This window comes from Actinomyces sp. Z5, assembly GCF_003287795.1.
In the GTDB taxonomy this organism is placed as follows: Bacteria; Actinomycetota; Actinomycetes; order Actinomycetales; family Actinomycetaceae; genus Actinomyces; species Actinomyces glycerinitolerans.
Map to the genome: position 1 here is coordinate 1 of NZ_QMIN01000044.1, position 15,766 is coordinate 15,766.

The 15,766-nt window shown below is 69.6% G+C and carries 14 protein-coding genes; 9 read left to right on the forward strand and 5 right to left on the reverse strand.

The window, feature by feature from the left end; all coding sequences use genetic code 11:
* Positions 1-58: 58 nt before the first annotated feature.
* The 5 genes from DRB06_RS05080 to DRB06_RS05100 all read left to right on the forward strand — a co-directional run bounded on the left by DRB06_RS05080 (position 59) and on the right by DRB06_RS05100 (position 4,937).
* On the forward strand, positions 59-433 hold the full coding sequence (locus DRB06_RS05080) for an AAA family ATPase (RefSeq protein ID WP_111819290.1): 375 nt from the start codon (positions 59-61) through the stop codon (positions 431-433).
* Complete coding sequence (locus tag DRB06_RS05085; RefSeq protein WP_111819291.1) at positions 426-1,046, forward strand: hypothetical protein; 621 nt, start codon at positions 426-428, stop codon at positions 1,044-1,046. Before DRB06_RS05080 ends, DRB06_RS05085 begins: the two co-directional genes overlap by 8 nt.
* Positions 1,047-1,334: 288 nt before the next feature.
* Positions 1,335-2,399: a 3-isopropylmalate dehydrogenase gene (locus DRB06_RS05090; RefSeq protein ID WP_111819292.1), complete on the forward strand. Its 1,065-nt coding sequence runs from the start codon at positions 1,335-1,337 to the stop codon at positions 2,397-2,399.
* 167 nt (positions 2,400-2,566) lie between these two features.
* Positions 2,567-3,733: a branched-chain amino acid aminotransferase gene (locus DRB06_RS05095; protein ID WP_111819293.1), complete on the forward strand. Its 1,167-nt coding sequence runs from the start codon at positions 2,567-2,569 to the stop codon at positions 3,731-3,733.
* 76 nt (positions 3,734-3,809) lie between these two features.
* Complete coding sequence (locus DRB06_RS05100; RefSeq protein WP_111819294.1) at positions 3,810-4,937, forward strand: LCP family protein; 1,128 nt, start codon at positions 3,810-3,812, stop codon at positions 4,935-4,937.
* A gap of 243 nt (positions 4,938-5,180) precedes the next feature.
* Here the strand turns inward: DRB06_RS05100 and DRB06_RS05105 are convergent, their stop codons facing one another.
* The 3 genes from DRB06_RS05105 to DRB06_RS05115 form a co-directional block, all read right to left on the reverse strand.
* Positions 5,181-5,873 carry a VTT domain-containing protein gene (locus DRB06_RS05105; RefSeq protein WP_234416205.1) on the reverse strand — a complete coding sequence of 231 codons (693 nt, stop codon included), beginning with the start codon at positions 5,871-5,873 and terminating at the stop codon, positions 5,181-5,183.
* 176 nt (positions 5,874-6,049) lie between these two features.
* Entirely contained in the window at positions 6,050-6,526 is a 477-nt protein-coding gene (locus DRB06_RS05110; protein WP_073327793.1) for a GtrA family protein, read from the reverse strand.
* A gap of 188 nt (positions 6,527-6,714) precedes the next feature.
* Positions 6,715-7,914, reverse strand: a complete 1,200-nt coding sequence (locus DRB06_RS05115; RefSeq protein WP_220092973.1) for a hypothetical protein — start codon at positions 7,912-7,914, stop codon at positions 6,715-6,717.
* Between the two features lie 209 nt (positions 7,915-8,123).
* Between DRB06_RS05115 and DRB06_RS05120 the strand changes: the two genes are divergently transcribed.
* From DRB06_RS05120 to galE, 3 genes are all read left to right on the forward strand, one after another.
* Complete coding sequence (locus tag DRB06_RS05120; RefSeq protein ID WP_108966557.1) at positions 8,124-9,377, forward strand: 5-(carboxyamino)imidazole ribonucleotide synthase; 1,254 nt, start codon at positions 8,124-8,126, stop codon at positions 9,375-9,377.
* A gap of 193 nt (positions 9,378-9,570) precedes the next feature.
* Complete coding sequence (gene purE, locus DRB06_RS05125; protein WP_073327790.1) at positions 9,571-10,062, forward strand: 5-(carboxyamino)imidazole ribonucleotide mutase; 492 nt, start codon at positions 9,571-9,573, stop codon at positions 10,060-10,062.
* Positions 10,063-10,139: 77 nt separating this feature from the next.
* Positions 10,140-11,141, forward strand: coding sequence for a UDP-glucose 4-epimerase GalE (galE, locus tag DRB06_RS05130; RefSeq protein WP_073327209.1), 1,002 nt, complete (start codon positions 10,140-10,142; stop codon positions 11,139-11,141).
* A gap of 133 nt (positions 11,142-11,274) precedes the next feature.
* On the opposite strand, the gene DRB06_RS05135 is transcribed toward galE, so the two are convergent.
* Both DRB06_RS05135 and DRB06_RS05140 read right to left on the reverse strand, forming a co-directional pair.
* Positions 11,275-12,321, reverse strand: coding sequence for an LCP family protein (locus DRB06_RS05135; RefSeq protein WP_258522147.1), 1,047 nt, complete (start codon positions 12,319-12,321; stop codon positions 11,275-11,277).
* Between the two features lie 475 nt (positions 12,322-12,796).
* Entirely contained in the window at positions 12,797-14,080 is a 1,284-nt protein-coding gene (locus DRB06_RS05140; protein WP_108969576.1) for an LCP family protein, read from the reverse strand.
* 157 nt (positions 14,081-14,237) lie between these two features.
* Between DRB06_RS05140 and DRB06_RS05145 the strand changes: the two genes are divergently transcribed.
* Positions 14,238-15,128 carry a glycosyltransferase family 2 protein gene (locus DRB06_RS05145; protein WP_234416109.1) on the forward strand — a complete coding sequence of 297 codons (891 nt, stop codon included), beginning with the start codon at positions 14,238-14,240 and terminating at the stop codon, positions 15,126-15,128.
* Positions 15,129-15,766 lie beyond the last annotated feature (638 nt).

Genomic DNA, 15,766 nt, shown 5'->3' on the forward strand with positions numbered 1-15,766 from the left:
TCCCAAAACCCATGAGACTCAACCGTCCCAGAAGTCATGAGACTCAACCGTCCCAGAAGTGTGGAGACAGCACAAGCCGGAGAACGGCCTCCACCCCGCCAAGATCGCTGACATACTCGAACTGCTGCGCTCCATGACCGAAGCCCGTGACGGCCACGCCGGGCAGGTCCTCGTCAACACGCACTCGCCCTACCTGGTCCAGGACGCCATGCAAGACCACGCCGACGACGTGCTGTGCGCGGTGCCATGGCGACGCCGGGACGCCGACGGCCGCATCACGGAGTCCGTGACCTTCAATCCGTTGCCGGGCACTTGGCGGTCGGAGCAGTGGGAGCGCTCGGATGACCGCCCGCGGAGCTCGGCGCCGGTGTCGCGCTCTAAGCTCTTCGCATTCCTGTACAACCCCTCGGAGCCGGAGGAGACCGATGAGTGAGTACTGGCGGTGCGCCTTCATCGGTGAGGGAACCTCCGACAACAGGCTCGCTAAGGTACTCGAGCGGCTGCTCATGAGCATGCGTCCCGGTGCCGACGTGAACCTCGAACCCGAACCGCACGAGTGGAATGGGAAGCGTCCGAACAACGTTGAGGAGAAGATCAAGGCGCTGGCAGAAGAGCCGTATGACCTGATCTTCGTGCACCGCGACGCCGACAACGCAGGCATAGAGGCTCGGATCAAGGAGTGCCGCGAGCCGGGCGACGACCGCGTCGTGCCGGTGATCCCGGTGACGATGACCGAGGCCTGGGTGCTGGCGGACCTGTGGTCTAACGAGAAGGAGAAGGAGACCTTCCGAGCCTGGGCGTCGGGAAAGGGGCTCAGTCGTAAAGTGATCGAGGGGCTGGCCGACCCCAAGCGAACGCTGGAGGAGTACCTCAACCGGGATCGTTCTAGCTTCATGAAGGCGACCGCGTTTGCTCGAAAGCGCTCGCAACTCGTCGGCCAAATCCTGATAGGCGGTGACGTCAAGCATCTGGAGGCCTGGAAGAGGCTCGAAGACGAGCTCAATGCCGCTCTGATTAGGGTGAGGCCATACCTGCGTAACGAGTAACGCGGGTGCCCCGGTTCGCGGTGGCTGCGTCTTCGCGTTGCACGACCTTGGTGCGCGTTCCACGACCACCCCGGGGTCGTGCAACACGCACAAAGGTCGTGGAACATCGCCCGGGGTCGTGCAACTACGCCGTGGTGACGGCGCGCAATGTCTGGGCGGTGCCGGGAAGTCGGCAGGTGGTGGGCAGGAGCGGCGCAGTGCCTGCTGGCGGGTCCCGGGTCCGCCAACCGCCCGCCGGTATCTGAGATGCCCGCCCGGAGCGACGGCCGATCCGCTTAGGGTCGCCGCATGACGCAGACCATCAAGCTTGCAGTGATCCCCGGCGACGGCATCGGCAAGGAGGTGGTGCCCGAGGGCCTGAAGGTACTTGAGGCGGCCCTTGAAGGCAGCGGCGTCACCCTGGAGACCACCGACTTCGACCTGGGCGCCGAGCGCTGGCACCGCACCGGCGAGACCATCACGGACGCCGAGCTGGAGGACATCAAGACCCACGACGCCATCCTGCTGGGCGCCGTCGGCGACCCGTCGGTCCCCTCCGGCGTGCTCGAACGCGGCCTGCTGCTGCGCCTGCGCTTCGCCCTGGACCACTACGTCAACCTGCGCCCCTCCAAGTACTACCCGGGCGTGGCCACGCCCCTGGCCGACCCCGGGGACATCGACTTCGTGGTGGTGCGCGAGGGCACCGAGGGCCTGTACTGCGGCAACGGCGGCACCGTGCGCACTGGCACCCCGCAGGAGATCGCCACCGAGGTCAGCGTCAACACCGCCTACGGGGTCGAGCGCGTGGTGCGCTACGCCTTCGAGACCGCCCAGGCCCGCCCCGCCCACCACCTCACCCTGGTGCACAAGCACAATGTGCTCGTAAACGCCGGCCACCTGTGGCGCCGCGTGGTCGAGGAGGTCGGCACCGAGTACCCGGAGGTGAAGGTGGACTACTCCCACGTGGACGCCGCCACCATCTACCTGGTCACCGACCCGGGCCGCTTCGACGTGATCGTCACCGACAACCTCTTCGGCGACATCCTCACCGACGAGGCCGGCGCCATCACCGGCGGCATCGGCCTGTCGGCCTCGGGCAACCTCAACCCGGTCGGCGAGTTCCCCTCCATGTTCGAGCCGGTCCACGGCTCCGCCCCGGACATCGCAGGCCAGGGCAAGGCCGACCCGGTGGCCACCATCTCCGCCGTCGCCATGATGCTCAGCCACCTGGGTCTGGGCACCGCCGCCGCCCGCGTCCAGGCCGCCGTCGACGCCGACATGGCGGCCCGGGCCGCGGCCGAGGCTGCCGGCGCTCCGCTGGTGCGCACCACCAGCGAGATCGGGGATGCCATCACCGCCGCCGTGCGCGGCTGACACCGACGCGGACCCCGGCCCGGAGGCGGGCGCTGGAGGGTCCACGTGGGCGACGCCGTCGGCTCGCTTCGCCAGGGCATGCGCGCCCGGGCGAGGTCGACGGCGCGGATGGAGTCAGTATGTGAGAGACGCCCGTCCGCTGCGTGAAGCGGCGGTACAGTGCCGGTATGTCTGCCCCAGCCGTCGCACCCACACCCGATTCACTCGACACGCCCCTGGCCCGCGCCGCCGCCGTCCCGGTCCCTCCCGCCGACGCGCTCGCCGGGCGCTTCCCCCTGTCCGCCAATCCGCGCCCGGCCACCGACGCCGAGCGCGCCCAGGCGCTGACGGACCTGCACTTCGGCCGGGTGTTCACCGACCACATGGCTCACGCCCGCTGGACGCGCGCGGACGGCTGGGGCGACTACGGCATCGTCCCCTTCGACGACCTGACGCTGTCGCCCGCCGCTGCCGTCCTGCACTACGCGCAGGAGATCTTCGAGGGCATCAAGGCCTATCGGCACGACGACGGCTCGATCTGGACCTTCCGGCCCCGCTACAACGCGGCCCGGCTCAACCTGTCCGCTCGGCGTATGGCCATCCCCGAACTGCCGGAGGACGACTTCATCGCCTCCCTGGTGGACCTGGTGCGAACCGACGCCGACTGGGTGCCCTCCGGTGAGGGGGAGTCCCTGTACCTGCGCCCCTTCGCCTTCGCATCCGAGGCCTTCCTGGGCGTGCACGCCGCCAGCACCATCGACTACTACGTGATCGCCTCCCCGTCGGGCGCCTACTTCACCCACGGCCTGCAGCCCATCTCCATCTGGGTCGCCCAGGACTACCACCGGGCCGGCCGCGGCGGCACCGGCTTCGCCAAGACCGGCGGCAACTACGCCTCGTCCCTGCTGCCGCAGGAGGAGGCCGACGCTCGGGGCTGCGACCAGGTGTGCTTCCTCGACGACGTCACCGAGAAGAACCTCGAGGAGCTCGGCGGCATGAACGTGATGGTGGTGGACGCCGACGGCACCGTGCGCACCCCGCGGCTGACCGGCACCATCCTGGAGGGCAACACGCGCAGCGCCATCATTCGCCTGCTGCAGGACTCCGGCCGGCGCGTCGTGGAGGAGACCATTCCACTGGAGGGCCTGCTGGAGGACATCTCCTCCGGCAAGGTCCGCGAGGTGTTCGCCTGCGGTACCGCCGCCGTCGTCGTACCGCTGGGGCGGCTGAAGGGCGAGGGCTTCGACGTGTCCATCGAGGGCAGTGAGGTCACCCACGAGATCTACGAGCGGCTCACCGGCATCCAGTACGGGCGCTTGGAGGACCCTTACAACTGGATGTACCGCCTGGCGTGACGTCGCAATCGGCTTGTGATCGGAACCCTGCGTCGGCGCGGTTTCTCGCGTCGGCGCGGTGTGATCAGATTGAACCATGAGCGATGACGAGCAGCGCGCGGGCGATGGTGCCTCCGGCAACTTCAGCGACGACGTGCTGGGCGGTGTCGGTCGGCCCGAAACCGGGCGCAGGCGGCGGCGCAGGCAACGCAGTGGGAGGCGCTGGCGCATAGCACTGGTGTCCGTGCTCGCCGTCGTGCTGGTGATTGTGGCCGGCACGGCGGTCGGCGGACTGTGGCTGCGCAACCACCTGTCGGGCAATATCGAGACCATCGGCGACCCCTTCGCCGCGATCGACTCCGCCGACCGTGCCCCCGAGCAGGACGCCGAGGATCCGGCGACGAACATCCTCGTGCTCGGCTCCGACTCGCGTATCAGCGCCGGTGACCCCAACCAGTGGGAGGTCGGCGCGCAGCGCACCGACGCGATCATGGTGGTGCAGATCAGTGGTGACCGCGAGGACGTCTCCGTCATGTCCATCCCGCGCGACTCCTGGGTGGACATTCCCGGCTACGGGCAGAACAAGATCAACGCCGCCTTCTCCTACGGTGGGCCGAGCCTGACGATCCAGACCGTCGAGCAGCTCACAGGCGTGCGCATCGACCACTTCGTGGTGGCGGATTTCGAGTCCTTCAGCAAGATCACCGACGCGATCGGTGGGGTCACCATCAACCTCAAGAGTGACCAGACACTCGCCGGCACCGACTTCAACGCCGGCGCGCAGTTGCTCAACGGCGAGCAGGCCCTCGCCTACGCGCGCGAGCGCAAGAGCCTGCCGGGCGGCGACTTCGACCGGGTCAACCGCCAGCAGGCCTGGATGCGGGCCATGGTCGGAGCCGTGCTGAATAACGGCATCCTGACCAGCCCGACGAAGCTGTACTCCTTCCTCACCACGCTCACCGAGACCCTGGCGGTGGACGAAGACTTCACCATCGGCGAGATGCAGTCCCTGGCGACCGCTCTGCGCGGCATCCACTCCACGGACATCAACTTCATGACCGTGCCGACGACCGGTACCGGCACCAGCGCCGATGGACAGTCGATCGTCCTGCTGGACGGCGATGCGGATGCGCCGCTGTTCGAGGCCTTCCAGAACGACGCCGTGGGGGACTACCTGGAGGACAACCCCGACGCCATCGAGTTGCTGCCCGCGACCGTGAATTGACGCTCACCGCGGGGCAGCCTGCGCTCGGCCGCTGACCGTCGTCTCGTACACGAGTTCCCCGCAAAGACACACGTTTTAGAGGTTTGCGGGCGCAGGGTACGTGCAAAGCTCTAAAACTCGTGTTCCTGACGCAAACTCGTGTTCCCGGCGCAGGGGCACCGGTGTCTGGGCGAGGTTGACGGTTCGCGTGTTCCGGTGGCGGTTCGTCAACGCAAGGGGCGCTACCCCGCTCCCGTCTGCGGCCTACTCGGCGACCTCGACCTCGACGACGGCGGGCTGCTCGGAGGTGGCCTTGGAGGAGCCCAGCTTGCTGCGCACGGCGCTGATCAGCATCGGCAGCACCGATACGAACACGATGGCCAGGATCATCACGTCTATGTTCTTCTGGATCCAGGTGATGGACCCCAGGAAGTATCCGAGCCAGGTGATGGCGAAGGCCCAGAAGGTGGCACCGAGCATGTTGAAGCCGAGGAAGTGGGTGTAGCGCATCCGGCCGACGCCGGCCATAACCGGGGTGAAGGTGCGCACGATCGGCACGAACTGGGCCAGCGTGATCGCCTTGCCGCCGTGCTTCTCGAAGAAGGCGGAGGTGCGCTCGACGTACTCCTGCTTGAACAGGCGCGAGTCCTCCCGGTTGAAGATCGCCGGGCCCGCCTTGCGTCCGATGAGGTAGCCGGTCTGGTTGCCGACGATTGCGGCGACCCATAGCAGGGGTGCGGCCACCCAGATGGGCACGCCCACGGCACCGGTGGCCACGAACATTCCCAGGGTGAACAGCAGCGAGTCGCCGGGCAGGAAGAAGCCGACCAGCAGCCCGGTCTCGGCGAAGATGACGAGCATGACGCCCACGATCGCCCAGGGGCCGAACCACTCGACGATCTTGGTGATGATGTTGGCGGCGTCGAGCCATTCCGGGCCGAGCGCGGGTGCGGGCATGGCGGGCAGGGCCGACAGCGCCCCGGAGGACAATGCGGTTACCGGGATCAATGCAGTCACGTTTACAGGGTAGGAATAAACCCTGGATGGTCGCCGAGACGGGCATCGCATCTGGCCTGTGGAATTGGGCACGCCGGTGTGAGCCGTGCGGCTTGCGGTCCCGACGGGCGGCCGGCTCAGCGGTCGCGGGAGGCGGCGTCGCCGGTGAACACCACGTAGTGGTAGAAGAGGAAACGGAAGGCGGTCCCCAGGGCGAAGCCCACGAAGTAGGCGGCGATGTTGTCCGCCAGGGGGCCGCTCAGGCCCAGGATGTGGTGGGTGAACAGAAGACAGAACTGGGTGATCAGGATCCCGCCGGCGTTGGCGAAGGCGAACAGGAACGCCTCTCGGGCGGTGTTCTCCTGGGTGCGACCGCGGTAGGTCCAGGAGCGGTTGGCCACCCAGGAGAAACAGGTGGCTACGCAGGCGGAGATCACGTTGGCGGTGTTCGGGTGCCCGGCGAGCACGCCCAGCGGACCGTGCTGGAGCAGGTTGAACAGGCCGGAGTCGATGACGAAGGCGAGTGCGCCGACCAGCCCGAACTGGGTCAGCTCCTGCAACCAGGCCAGCAGTCGTGCCCCCAGGGCCGTGGGGGGCTCGGCAGTTGCGGCCACGGCGTCGTCGGAGAATGCCGCGGGGCTATCGGGTGCGGTGCTCGCGGCCTTGACGCGAGGGGGCACCGGGTCGGCAGCGGTGGTTCTGGCCAACGCCTCGGGTCTCGCTTTCGTCACGGACACGATCATAGGAGCGTGCGATGTGCGCGCGCTGAGAACGTGTTCGGCGTCACCCATGGGGTGACGTGCTACGGCACCCAGGTGATGGCGCCGAAGCCGTCCCACACCCAACTGACCCAGAACACCTGTCCCACCATCCCGAGGGCGAGCAGAGTCGCCCGCACGCGCGGCGTCGTCCGGGCGGCCAGCGCCCACCCGGCCGGAGCGAGCGGCAGCAGCAGGCGCAGCACCGACGTGGTCGGGTCGAAGAAGACCAGCAGGTACAGGCAGTAGCCCACGCACCACAGCCACGCCGGCCTGCCCAGCCGCCGCAGCGATGGCGCCGACAACGCCAGGGCGCCGACCATCACGAACCCGGCCAGCAGCAGCGGACCCAGATGGTCGCCCACCCACCAGCCACTTCGCGTCAGCCAGGGCAGCAGGGGCGTCAGCTCGCCGCCACGCCAGGACGTCTCCGTGGCGGTGTAGGCGTCGGCGCGGCCGGTGACCGCCCAGGCGAGCAGCGGCCAGGCCAGGGCGCTCGCGGCCGCCACGCCGCTCAGGGCCAGCAGTCCTCGGCGCGCGCTGGGTCCCAGCGGCGCGTTCCCGGCTCCGCTGAGCTCCAGGGCGCCCCCGGCCGACGGCGTCGTGGTGGACCGTCGCGCACACGCCGTCTCCCACAGCCACCACAGTCCCAACGCCGCCGTCAGTGGCACCCCGAGCGGCCGCGCGAAGGCCGCCGCGACCACGGCCGGCGCCGCCGCTAGGAAGCGACCCCGCTCGGCCAGGAGCAGTGCCAGCGCCACTGCCAGCAGGCCGAGCGACTCCGCGTACGGCAGTTGCAGTACCACGGCGCAGGGAGAACCCCACACCAGCGCCACCGCCCACAGGGAGGCGGCTGCCCCCACGCGGGGCGCCAGCCAGCGGTCCATCACCTGCGCCGCCAGCGCCGACGCCACCAGCGACACGATGGTGGCGCAGGCGTAGAAGGACCAGCCCGTCCAGGCCAGGGCCCGGGCCAGCAGGGGCAGCAGGGGCATGAAGGCCCACGCGTTCTGCTGCACCGTGCCGTTCGCGTCGGTCGGCAGCTGCGTCGGATAGCCCTCGCGCACGATGCGCTCGTACCAGCCGGAGTCCCAGAAGGAGGCGTGCTGCATCCACGACGGGCTCGCCGGGGCCCACACGGTGGGCCCGGTGTCCTGTGCGCCCAGCCGCAGGATCAGCAGTGAGAGCGCGCTCGTTGCCGCCCACACCCCCAGCACCGCCGCCCAGTGCGGCAGTGAAGCCAGGGAAGGCCGGGAGGTTGGGGAAGACGCCGGGGCCGGTCGGGCGCCGGGTGCGCCGCCGGCGGGGGAGCCGTTGTCGACGCGCGCGGTGAAGGCGGCCGACGCAAGCGGTTCGTTGCCGACGTGCGCGGGTGAGTTGGGCTTGGGGGAGTCCGGGGGCGTGGAATCAGACACGGCGCCAGCGTACGGGGCGCCGGCGCTAGGCTGACGCCGTGAGCGCACCCATTCTCGCCGTGATCGGCGGCGGTCAGTTGGCCCGCATGATGCAGGAGGAGGCCTCCGCCCTCGGCATCCACCTGCGCACGCTCGTGGAGACGCCGGACGGCTCGGCCGCCCAGGTGACCGTCGACGCCCCGGTGGGCCGGGCCGACGACGCCGACGCCGTGCGGGCCCTGGTGACCGGCGCCGCCGCGCTCACCTTCGAGCACGAGCACCAGGACTCGGCCCTGCTGACCCAGTTGCAGGCGGAGGGTGTGCCGGTGCGCCCGGCCCCCGAGGCGCTGCTGCTGGCGCGCGACAAGCTCGCCATGCGCCGCGCCGTCGACGCCGCCGGACTACCACAGCCGGCCTGGGCGGAGATCGCCGGGAACGCGCAGGAGATGCGCGCCCAGATCGGCGCCTTCGCCGCCGACCACGGCTGGCCGGTGGTGCTCAAGACCCCGCGCGGCGGCTACGACGGGCATGGCGTGCTCATGGTCGACTCCGCCACCGCCCTCGACGACGGCGAGGCCGCCACCTGGCTGGAGGCCACCGCGGCCGCCCGCGCCGGGCATGCCACCAACGGCACGGGCGGGGGCGGCTCCCTGGGCGGCGGCGCCGTCACCAGCCTGCTGGTGGAGGCGGCCGTCCCCTTCACCCGCGAACTGGCGGTGCTGCTCGCCCGTCGCCCCTCCGGGCAGATCGCGGTCTGGCCGGTGATTGAGTCCGTACAGTCCGACGGCATTTGTGTGGAGACGGTGGCGCCGGCCCCCGGGCTCGATCCGGCCGCCGCCCGCCAGGCCGAGCACATTGGTCGCACCATCGCCGAGCGGGCCGACGTCACCGGCGTGCTGGCCGTGGAACTGTTCGCCGTCGAAGCCCCGGAGGGCACTCGCCTGTACATCAACGAGTTGGCCATGCGCCCGCACAACTCCGGGCACTGGACCCAGGACGGGGCCCTCACCAGCCAGTTCGCCCAGCACCTGCGCGCCGTCCTCGACCTCCCCCTGGGGGCGACGACGCCGACCGCCCCCACCACCGTCATGGTCAACTACCTGGGCGGGGACAGCCTCCCGCCCGCCGACGTCCTGGCCCGCGCCCTGGAGTGCGAGCCTCGGGCGCACATCCACCTGTACGGCAAGCAGTGGCGCCCCGGCCGCAAGCTCGGACACGTCAACCTGACCACCTCGGCCACCGACCCGGCGGAGATCGACGCCGTACGCGAGCGTGCCCGCGCCGTCGTCGCGATCCTGCGCGGCGAGGCCTGAGCGGGCCGCCGAGGCCCGCCCGGCGCCGGTTGGGCATAGGCTTGCTGAGCATGCTCGTGCCTTGGCGGCGCTGTTCCGATGCCGCGCCGCGGTCGGTGCGGGTGATGCGCGGCAAACGGCAGATTCGGTGAATTCAGCGTAGGAGCGCCCCGTGAGCAACCAGCAGGACCAGCAGCCAGTCGTCGGCATCGTCATGGGGTCGGATTCCGACTGGCCCACCATGCGGGCCGCCGCCGACGCCCTCGACGCCCTCGGCGTCCCCTACGAGGCCGACGTGGTCTCCGCCCATCGCATGCCCGACGAGATGCTCGCCTACGGGCGCGAGGCCGCCGGGCGCGGGCTGCGCGTGATCATCGCCGGTGCGGGCGGTGCCGCCCACCTGCCGGGGATGCTCGCCGCCGTCACCGAACTGCCCGTGATCGGCGTGCCCGTGCCGCTGAAGTACCTGGACGGCATGGATTCACTGCTGTCGATCGTGCAGATGCCCGCCGGGGTGCCGGTCGCCACCGTGTCCATCGGCGGCGCCCGCAACGCGGGCCTGCTCGCCGCCCGCATTCTGGGCGCGGGACAGGGGCCCGAGGCCGAGCGGCTGCGTGCGGCCATGCGAGCCTTCCAGGCGGAGCTGGCCGAGACCGCGCACGCCAAGGGGGAGGCGCTGCGCCGGGAAGTCGCCGCCCGCTCCTGACTCGACACTGCGGTCCGGTCCGCCGAACCGGACTTTAGATGCACGCGGGGTCACGGCGCGCCCGGTACGATTTGCCCATGAGCATCCTCGTCGCGGGAGGTGCCGGCTACATCGGCGCCCATGTTGTTCGTCTGCTGCTGGAACGTGGGGATGAGGTCGTCGTCGTAGACGACCTGTCCTACGGAACCCCCGGGCGCGTGGAGGGCGCCGAGCTGGTTGAGCTCGACGTCGCCGCCGGCAACGCCACCGAGGTCCTGACCGACCTGATGGAGCGTAAGAACGTCACGGCGGTCATCCACTTCGCCGCCCGCAAGCAGGTGGGGGAGTCCGTGGCCCGCCCCGCCTGGTACTACCAGCAGAACGTGGGCGGTCTGGCCAACATGCTGGCCGCCATGGAGCAGGCCCGTGTGGAGCAGATGATCTTCTCCTCCTCCGCCGCGGTCTACGGCATGCCGCCGGTGGAGGTCGTGCCCGAGGACATCGACTGCCACCCGATCAACCCCTATGGGGAGACCAAGCTGATCGGCGAGTGGATGATGGCCGACTGCGAGCGCGCCTGGGGGCTGCGCTGGGCGGGACTGCGCTACTTCAACGTCGCCGGCGCCGGCTGGGACGACCTGGGCGACATGGCGACCCTCAACCTCATCCCCATGGTGCTGGATCGCCTGGCCCGCGGTGAGTCCCCGAAGATCTTCGGCACCGACTACCCCACCCCGGACGGCACCTGCATCCGCGACTACATCCACGTGCGCGACCTGGCCAGCGCCCACATCGCCGCGCTGGACCGCCTGGCCGGCAACGAGGAGCTGGACCAGCACGTCTTCAACGTGGGCACCGGGAAGGGCGCGTCGGTTCGTGAGGTGGTCTCCAAGGTGATCGACGCCGTCGCCGCCGCCACCGGCCAGCGGGTGGAGCCGGAGGAGCTGGGCCGTCGTGCCGGCGACCCGCCGCAGCTGATCGGCGACGCGACCCGCATCCGTGAGGTGCTCGGCTGGGAGGCCGAGCACGATCTGGACGACATCGTCTCCTCGTCCTTCTCCGCCTGGCAGGCCGACCCCGACCGGCCCCACTTCGGCTGAGGCCTACCCCCACTACCTCCAACCTGGCATTCGCCCCGCGCGGTTCCCCTTTCGGGGGAGCGCGCGGGGCGCTCGTGTCGGCCTGGGAGTTGACGGTTTGCCGCAGCCCCCGATTGGCCGGCGCACCAGGTGCTCAGGACTGGTTGAAATCGCTGGTCTGCAGCGTGCCCTCGCGCAGCTTGCCGAAGAAGCCAGGGGCAGTGGTGTCCTCCAGCAGGACGGCGGCGCCGATTCCTCCCGGCTCGTAGTCCAGGCTGGCGATCGGCGGTGCCCCGGTCAGGCCGGCGTTGGAGGCGGAGCGGAAGGCCAGCAGCATTTGTCCCAGGTCGACCATGGAGGCGTCTTGATCGACCACAAGCGCCTGAGTGCCGGCGTTCACCAGCGTGTCCTGCTGCGAGAAGCTCGTCAGGGTGGAGGTGGAGACCGCCTTGGAGACCACTGCGGAGATGACCGCACGCTGCCGCAGGCCGCGCCCGATGTCACCGGTCGGGTCGGACTTGCGCATACGGGAATAGGCCAGCGCCTTCTCCCCGTCGACGTCCTGACACTCGCCCTGGGAAGTGTCCCAAACCAGGCCGGAGTCGGCGTCGTTGACGTCGTAGTCCAGGCAGACGTTGATGCCGCCGACGGCGTCCACCATGGAGGACACTCCGCCCATGCTGACCTCGACGTAGTGGTCAACGGTCAGTCCGGTCAGCTGTTCGACGGTGGCTACCAGCAGGGTGGGGCCGCCGTAGGAGTAGGCGGCGTTGATCTTGTTGCCGCCGTAACCGGGGATCTCCACAAAGGTGTCGCGGGGCAGCGAGGTCAGTGAGGCCTGTCCTCCGGGCGCCTTGTGCAGCAGCATGATCGAGTCGGAGCGGGCGCCCTCGGTGTTGTCGACGACGGCGCCGTCGGCACGGGAGTCGGAGCCGACGATCAGCCAGGTCTCCCCGGGGGTGTCGTCCGCGCCGGACAGCGCTTCGACGCGCTGCAGCTTGGAGTTCACGTCGTGGGCCAGCCAGGCGACGCGCGCACCGACCAGCGCCAGCAGGAGCACCAACACCGCGGCGACCCACCGCAGCGGGTGGTGTCGCCTCTTGCGGGTGGGGGGTGACGGCGGTTCGGGCTGAGTGTGATCGTTCAGTGCGGACGTGGGCACCAGCGTGCCCGGGCGTGCCGCGGCGGGTGGGCGGGGCACATTGCGACTGCGTTCCGAGGGGGCGGCACCGGCCGGCAGCACCCGGGTGCCCTCGGGGGCACGCGCCGAGCGGGAGCTTGTGGAACTCAGAGGTACCGCCGACGATCCGGCTCGCGCCCGACTCCTGGGGGCGGCGCCGCTGCGCCCGGTTTCACTCGCCCGGACGGGAGCGCCGCCAGACGACGACGTCGAGGCTCGTCGCGGGAGCGGGCGGCGGGGGGCGGCACCGCTGTGAGCGGCGGCGTCGCCGTCGGCACTGCGTCCGTTGGGCCGTGGCTCGAAACTGGCGGGTGTCGTGGCCGGGCGGCGGGCCTGCTGGCCGGAGGGCCGGGCCGGACGGCCAGGGTTGCTGGTCCGGCGGCTGGGCTTGCCGTTTCCGGGGGTGAATGACGGGGGAAGATCGCCGTCGTCGGTGGAACTCACCGGTGCCTGGCCTCCTGTCCCTTGGGCTCGGTTGCGGTGTCGTGGGCCTGTTTCAGTAGCACTGGGCGGCGGGGTCCTCCGGGGTGGCGTCGGCGGTGGGGGTCGTCTCATTCGCGGTGGTGCCGGACTGGTCGGAACTGGAGCTTGGCTGCGTCGCCTGGTCATCCTGCGCCGCGTCGGGGGAGGTGGCGTCAGCCGAGGAATCCGTGGGCTCCTGAGCAGCCGTATCACTCAGGGCCTCGGAGATGGGGGTGTCGGCCTTCATCGCCGCCCATACGGCGTCGGCCTCATCCGTGGGCAGTGCGCGGTTGCGATCCCAGGGCGCCTCCTCATTGGGCATGGTGATCAGGGTCACCTGGTCCATGCCGACGTCGCCGATGGACAGGGCCAGCCCGGCCAGGTTGGTCAGGGAGCCGAAGCCCGGCGAGGCCGTCAGCGAGCCCAGGGCGGCGCGGGCGAAGCTGTACAGGGCGTCGGCGTCGGTGAGGTAGTTCTTGGACTTGGCGGTTCGCAGCATCGCTGCCACCAGGTTCTGCTGGCGGGGCATGCGTTGGCGGTCCGAGCCGTCGCCGACGCCGTGGCGCACGCGCGCGTATTGCAGGGCGGTGGCGCCGTCCAGGTGCTGGCAGCCGCTTTCCAGGACCAGCTTGGTGTATTCGGTGTCGTTGATGTCCTCGTCCACGTACAGGTTGACGCCGCCGAGCGCGTCGACCGTGGTGATCAGGCCGTTGAAGTCCACGACCAGGTATTCGTCGATGTACAGGCCCGTCAGCTCTTCGACGGTAGCGAGGGTGCAGGCCACCCCGGCGGCGACGGCGTCATCATCGGCGCTGGCGCCGGCTCCGTTGGCGAAGGCGGTGTTGAACGCGGTGTAGGACATGGGCTCTGTGGAGCCGCCGTCGGCGGTCTTGCAAGCGGGGATGTCCACCAGTAGATCGCGCGGGATGGAGACGAGCTCGATGCGGGAACGATCTGCAGGGAGGTGGAGGATCATGGCGGTGTCCGAGCGGGCCACCGCCACCTCCTCGCTGCCCTCGGAGCCGTCGACGTTATTGGCCCCCGCGCGTGAGTCGGTTCCCAGAATGAGGATGTTGACAGCCTGGCCCTCATAGCTGTCCGCCACCTGCCGCGTGTCGCGGTTGTCGTCCAGCAGATCGTTGATGTCGATGGTGTTCACCTGCGACTGGAGGTCGTGGTAGGCGATACCGACGCCGGAGACCACGAACAGCACCACGGCGAACCCGGCTAGCAGGAACCGGCGCGCGGTGCGTCGCGTCAGATCCTTGGCGGAATGCCTCGCGTGTGGTTTGGGCTTGGCGTGGGAGGGCACGTCCATGATCATAAGGAACCCGTCTGTGAGAAGCTGTGATTCCGCGCTCTTTACGCGGAGGAATCTCAGACGATTGTCGTCATTTCCTGTTCATTCCACCCTAAGGTATGCGGCTTCTCACGGGTGCGCACACGCGGGCGGATGCGCGTGTAGTCTCCCACGCGTGACTGACGCAACGCCTACCTCGCCCCACGCCTCGGCCGGGCCGCCGCCGGAGACGATTCGCGTGGTCACGGTCGCCTACAACCCGGGCGAGGAGCTTGAGCGCTTCCTTGAAACCCTGTGCGCCGCCACCAGGCGGACCCCGAACGTGGTCATTGCCGACAACGGCACCGAGCATGAGTACGTCAACCGTGCCGCCGAGCACTTCGGGGCGCGCGTGGTCGGCGACGGCACCAACCGCGGATACGGGGCGGGAGCCAACCTCGCGGCCCGCGATCTGACCGAGGACTGGCTGGTGGTCGCCAATCCGGACATCCAGTGGCGCCCGGGCAGCCTGGACACGCTGATCGAGGCGGGGCACGCCGAGCCTCGGGCCGGTTGCCTGGGGCCGCGGCTGCTGAACCCGGACGGGAGCGTCTACCCGTCCGGTCGGGCCCTGCCGTCCCTGGTGGGTGGGGCAGGCCACGCCATCCTGGGGAAGGTGTGGCCGGGGAACCCCTTCTCCTCCGCCTATCACGGCACGAATGAGGATGCTACGCACGCCGTCGGCTGGCTGTCCGGGGCCTGCCTGCTGTTGCCCGCTGCCGCCTGGAAACGGCTGGGCGGGTTCGACGAGGACTACTTCATGTTCTTCGAAGACGTCGACCTGGGCGCGCGCGTGGGGAGGGCCGGCTGGCTCAACCTGCAGGTGCCGGACGCCGTCGTCGTACACGCGCAGGGCGCCAGCTGGAAGAGCCGGCCCGAGCGCATGATCCGCGCTCACCACGCCTCCGCGCGCCGCTACATCAACGCCAGTCACCCGGCCGTCTGGCAGGCGCCCGTGCGCTGGGCGGTGTCCGCGGGGTTGAAGGCCCGCGAGGAGATCGCCGTGCGCGCAGCCCGCCGCGGCTGAGACTGCCCGGAAGGACGATCGTCCCCATCGCTACGACCCCGCCGAGGTCCAGGTGGCCCTCAAGGCGGTGCGCGCGGGAGACTGACTTGCCATGGCCTTCTCTGCTTTCTTGATGCGTGCGTGCTTGTTCCCAGCACACTGCGGGACGTCCTGTTAGAGATCGGGTGCACCGACGCCTTTAGACCGTTGTGGAGCAAGCAGGTAGAGGACGAAGTAGAGGCAACGGTGATGCGACTTCCCTGACGAGTTTCTGCTCGACTTGCTCGGTCTAAGTCCGAGTAGCGTGTGCCGGGCGCTTGCTGAAGTTCTTGGCAGGACGGGACGCAAGGGACCGAGATGGGACCTGGACGATCTCCTGAGGCGGTTCGAGCGTGAAAGACTCAACACGTTTGCCGATGCTGTTCGTCAGGCCTGGCCCGGGGCTGAAGGAAGTTCCGACGAGTAGGTTTCGCGATGGCGGACTCCGTCACGTGCGGCACGTCTTAGGGCCTTAGGTCCTGTTGTGTAAGTGCTTGGGTGGCGGTGTGTGGATGTTTAGCCTGTCGGTTGGACCGCTGTTCCCCGGTTGGACCGCTGTTCCCCGGTTGGACCCCTGTTCCCCCGTTGGACCGCCGTAGCCGCCGGTTACAGCGGTCCAA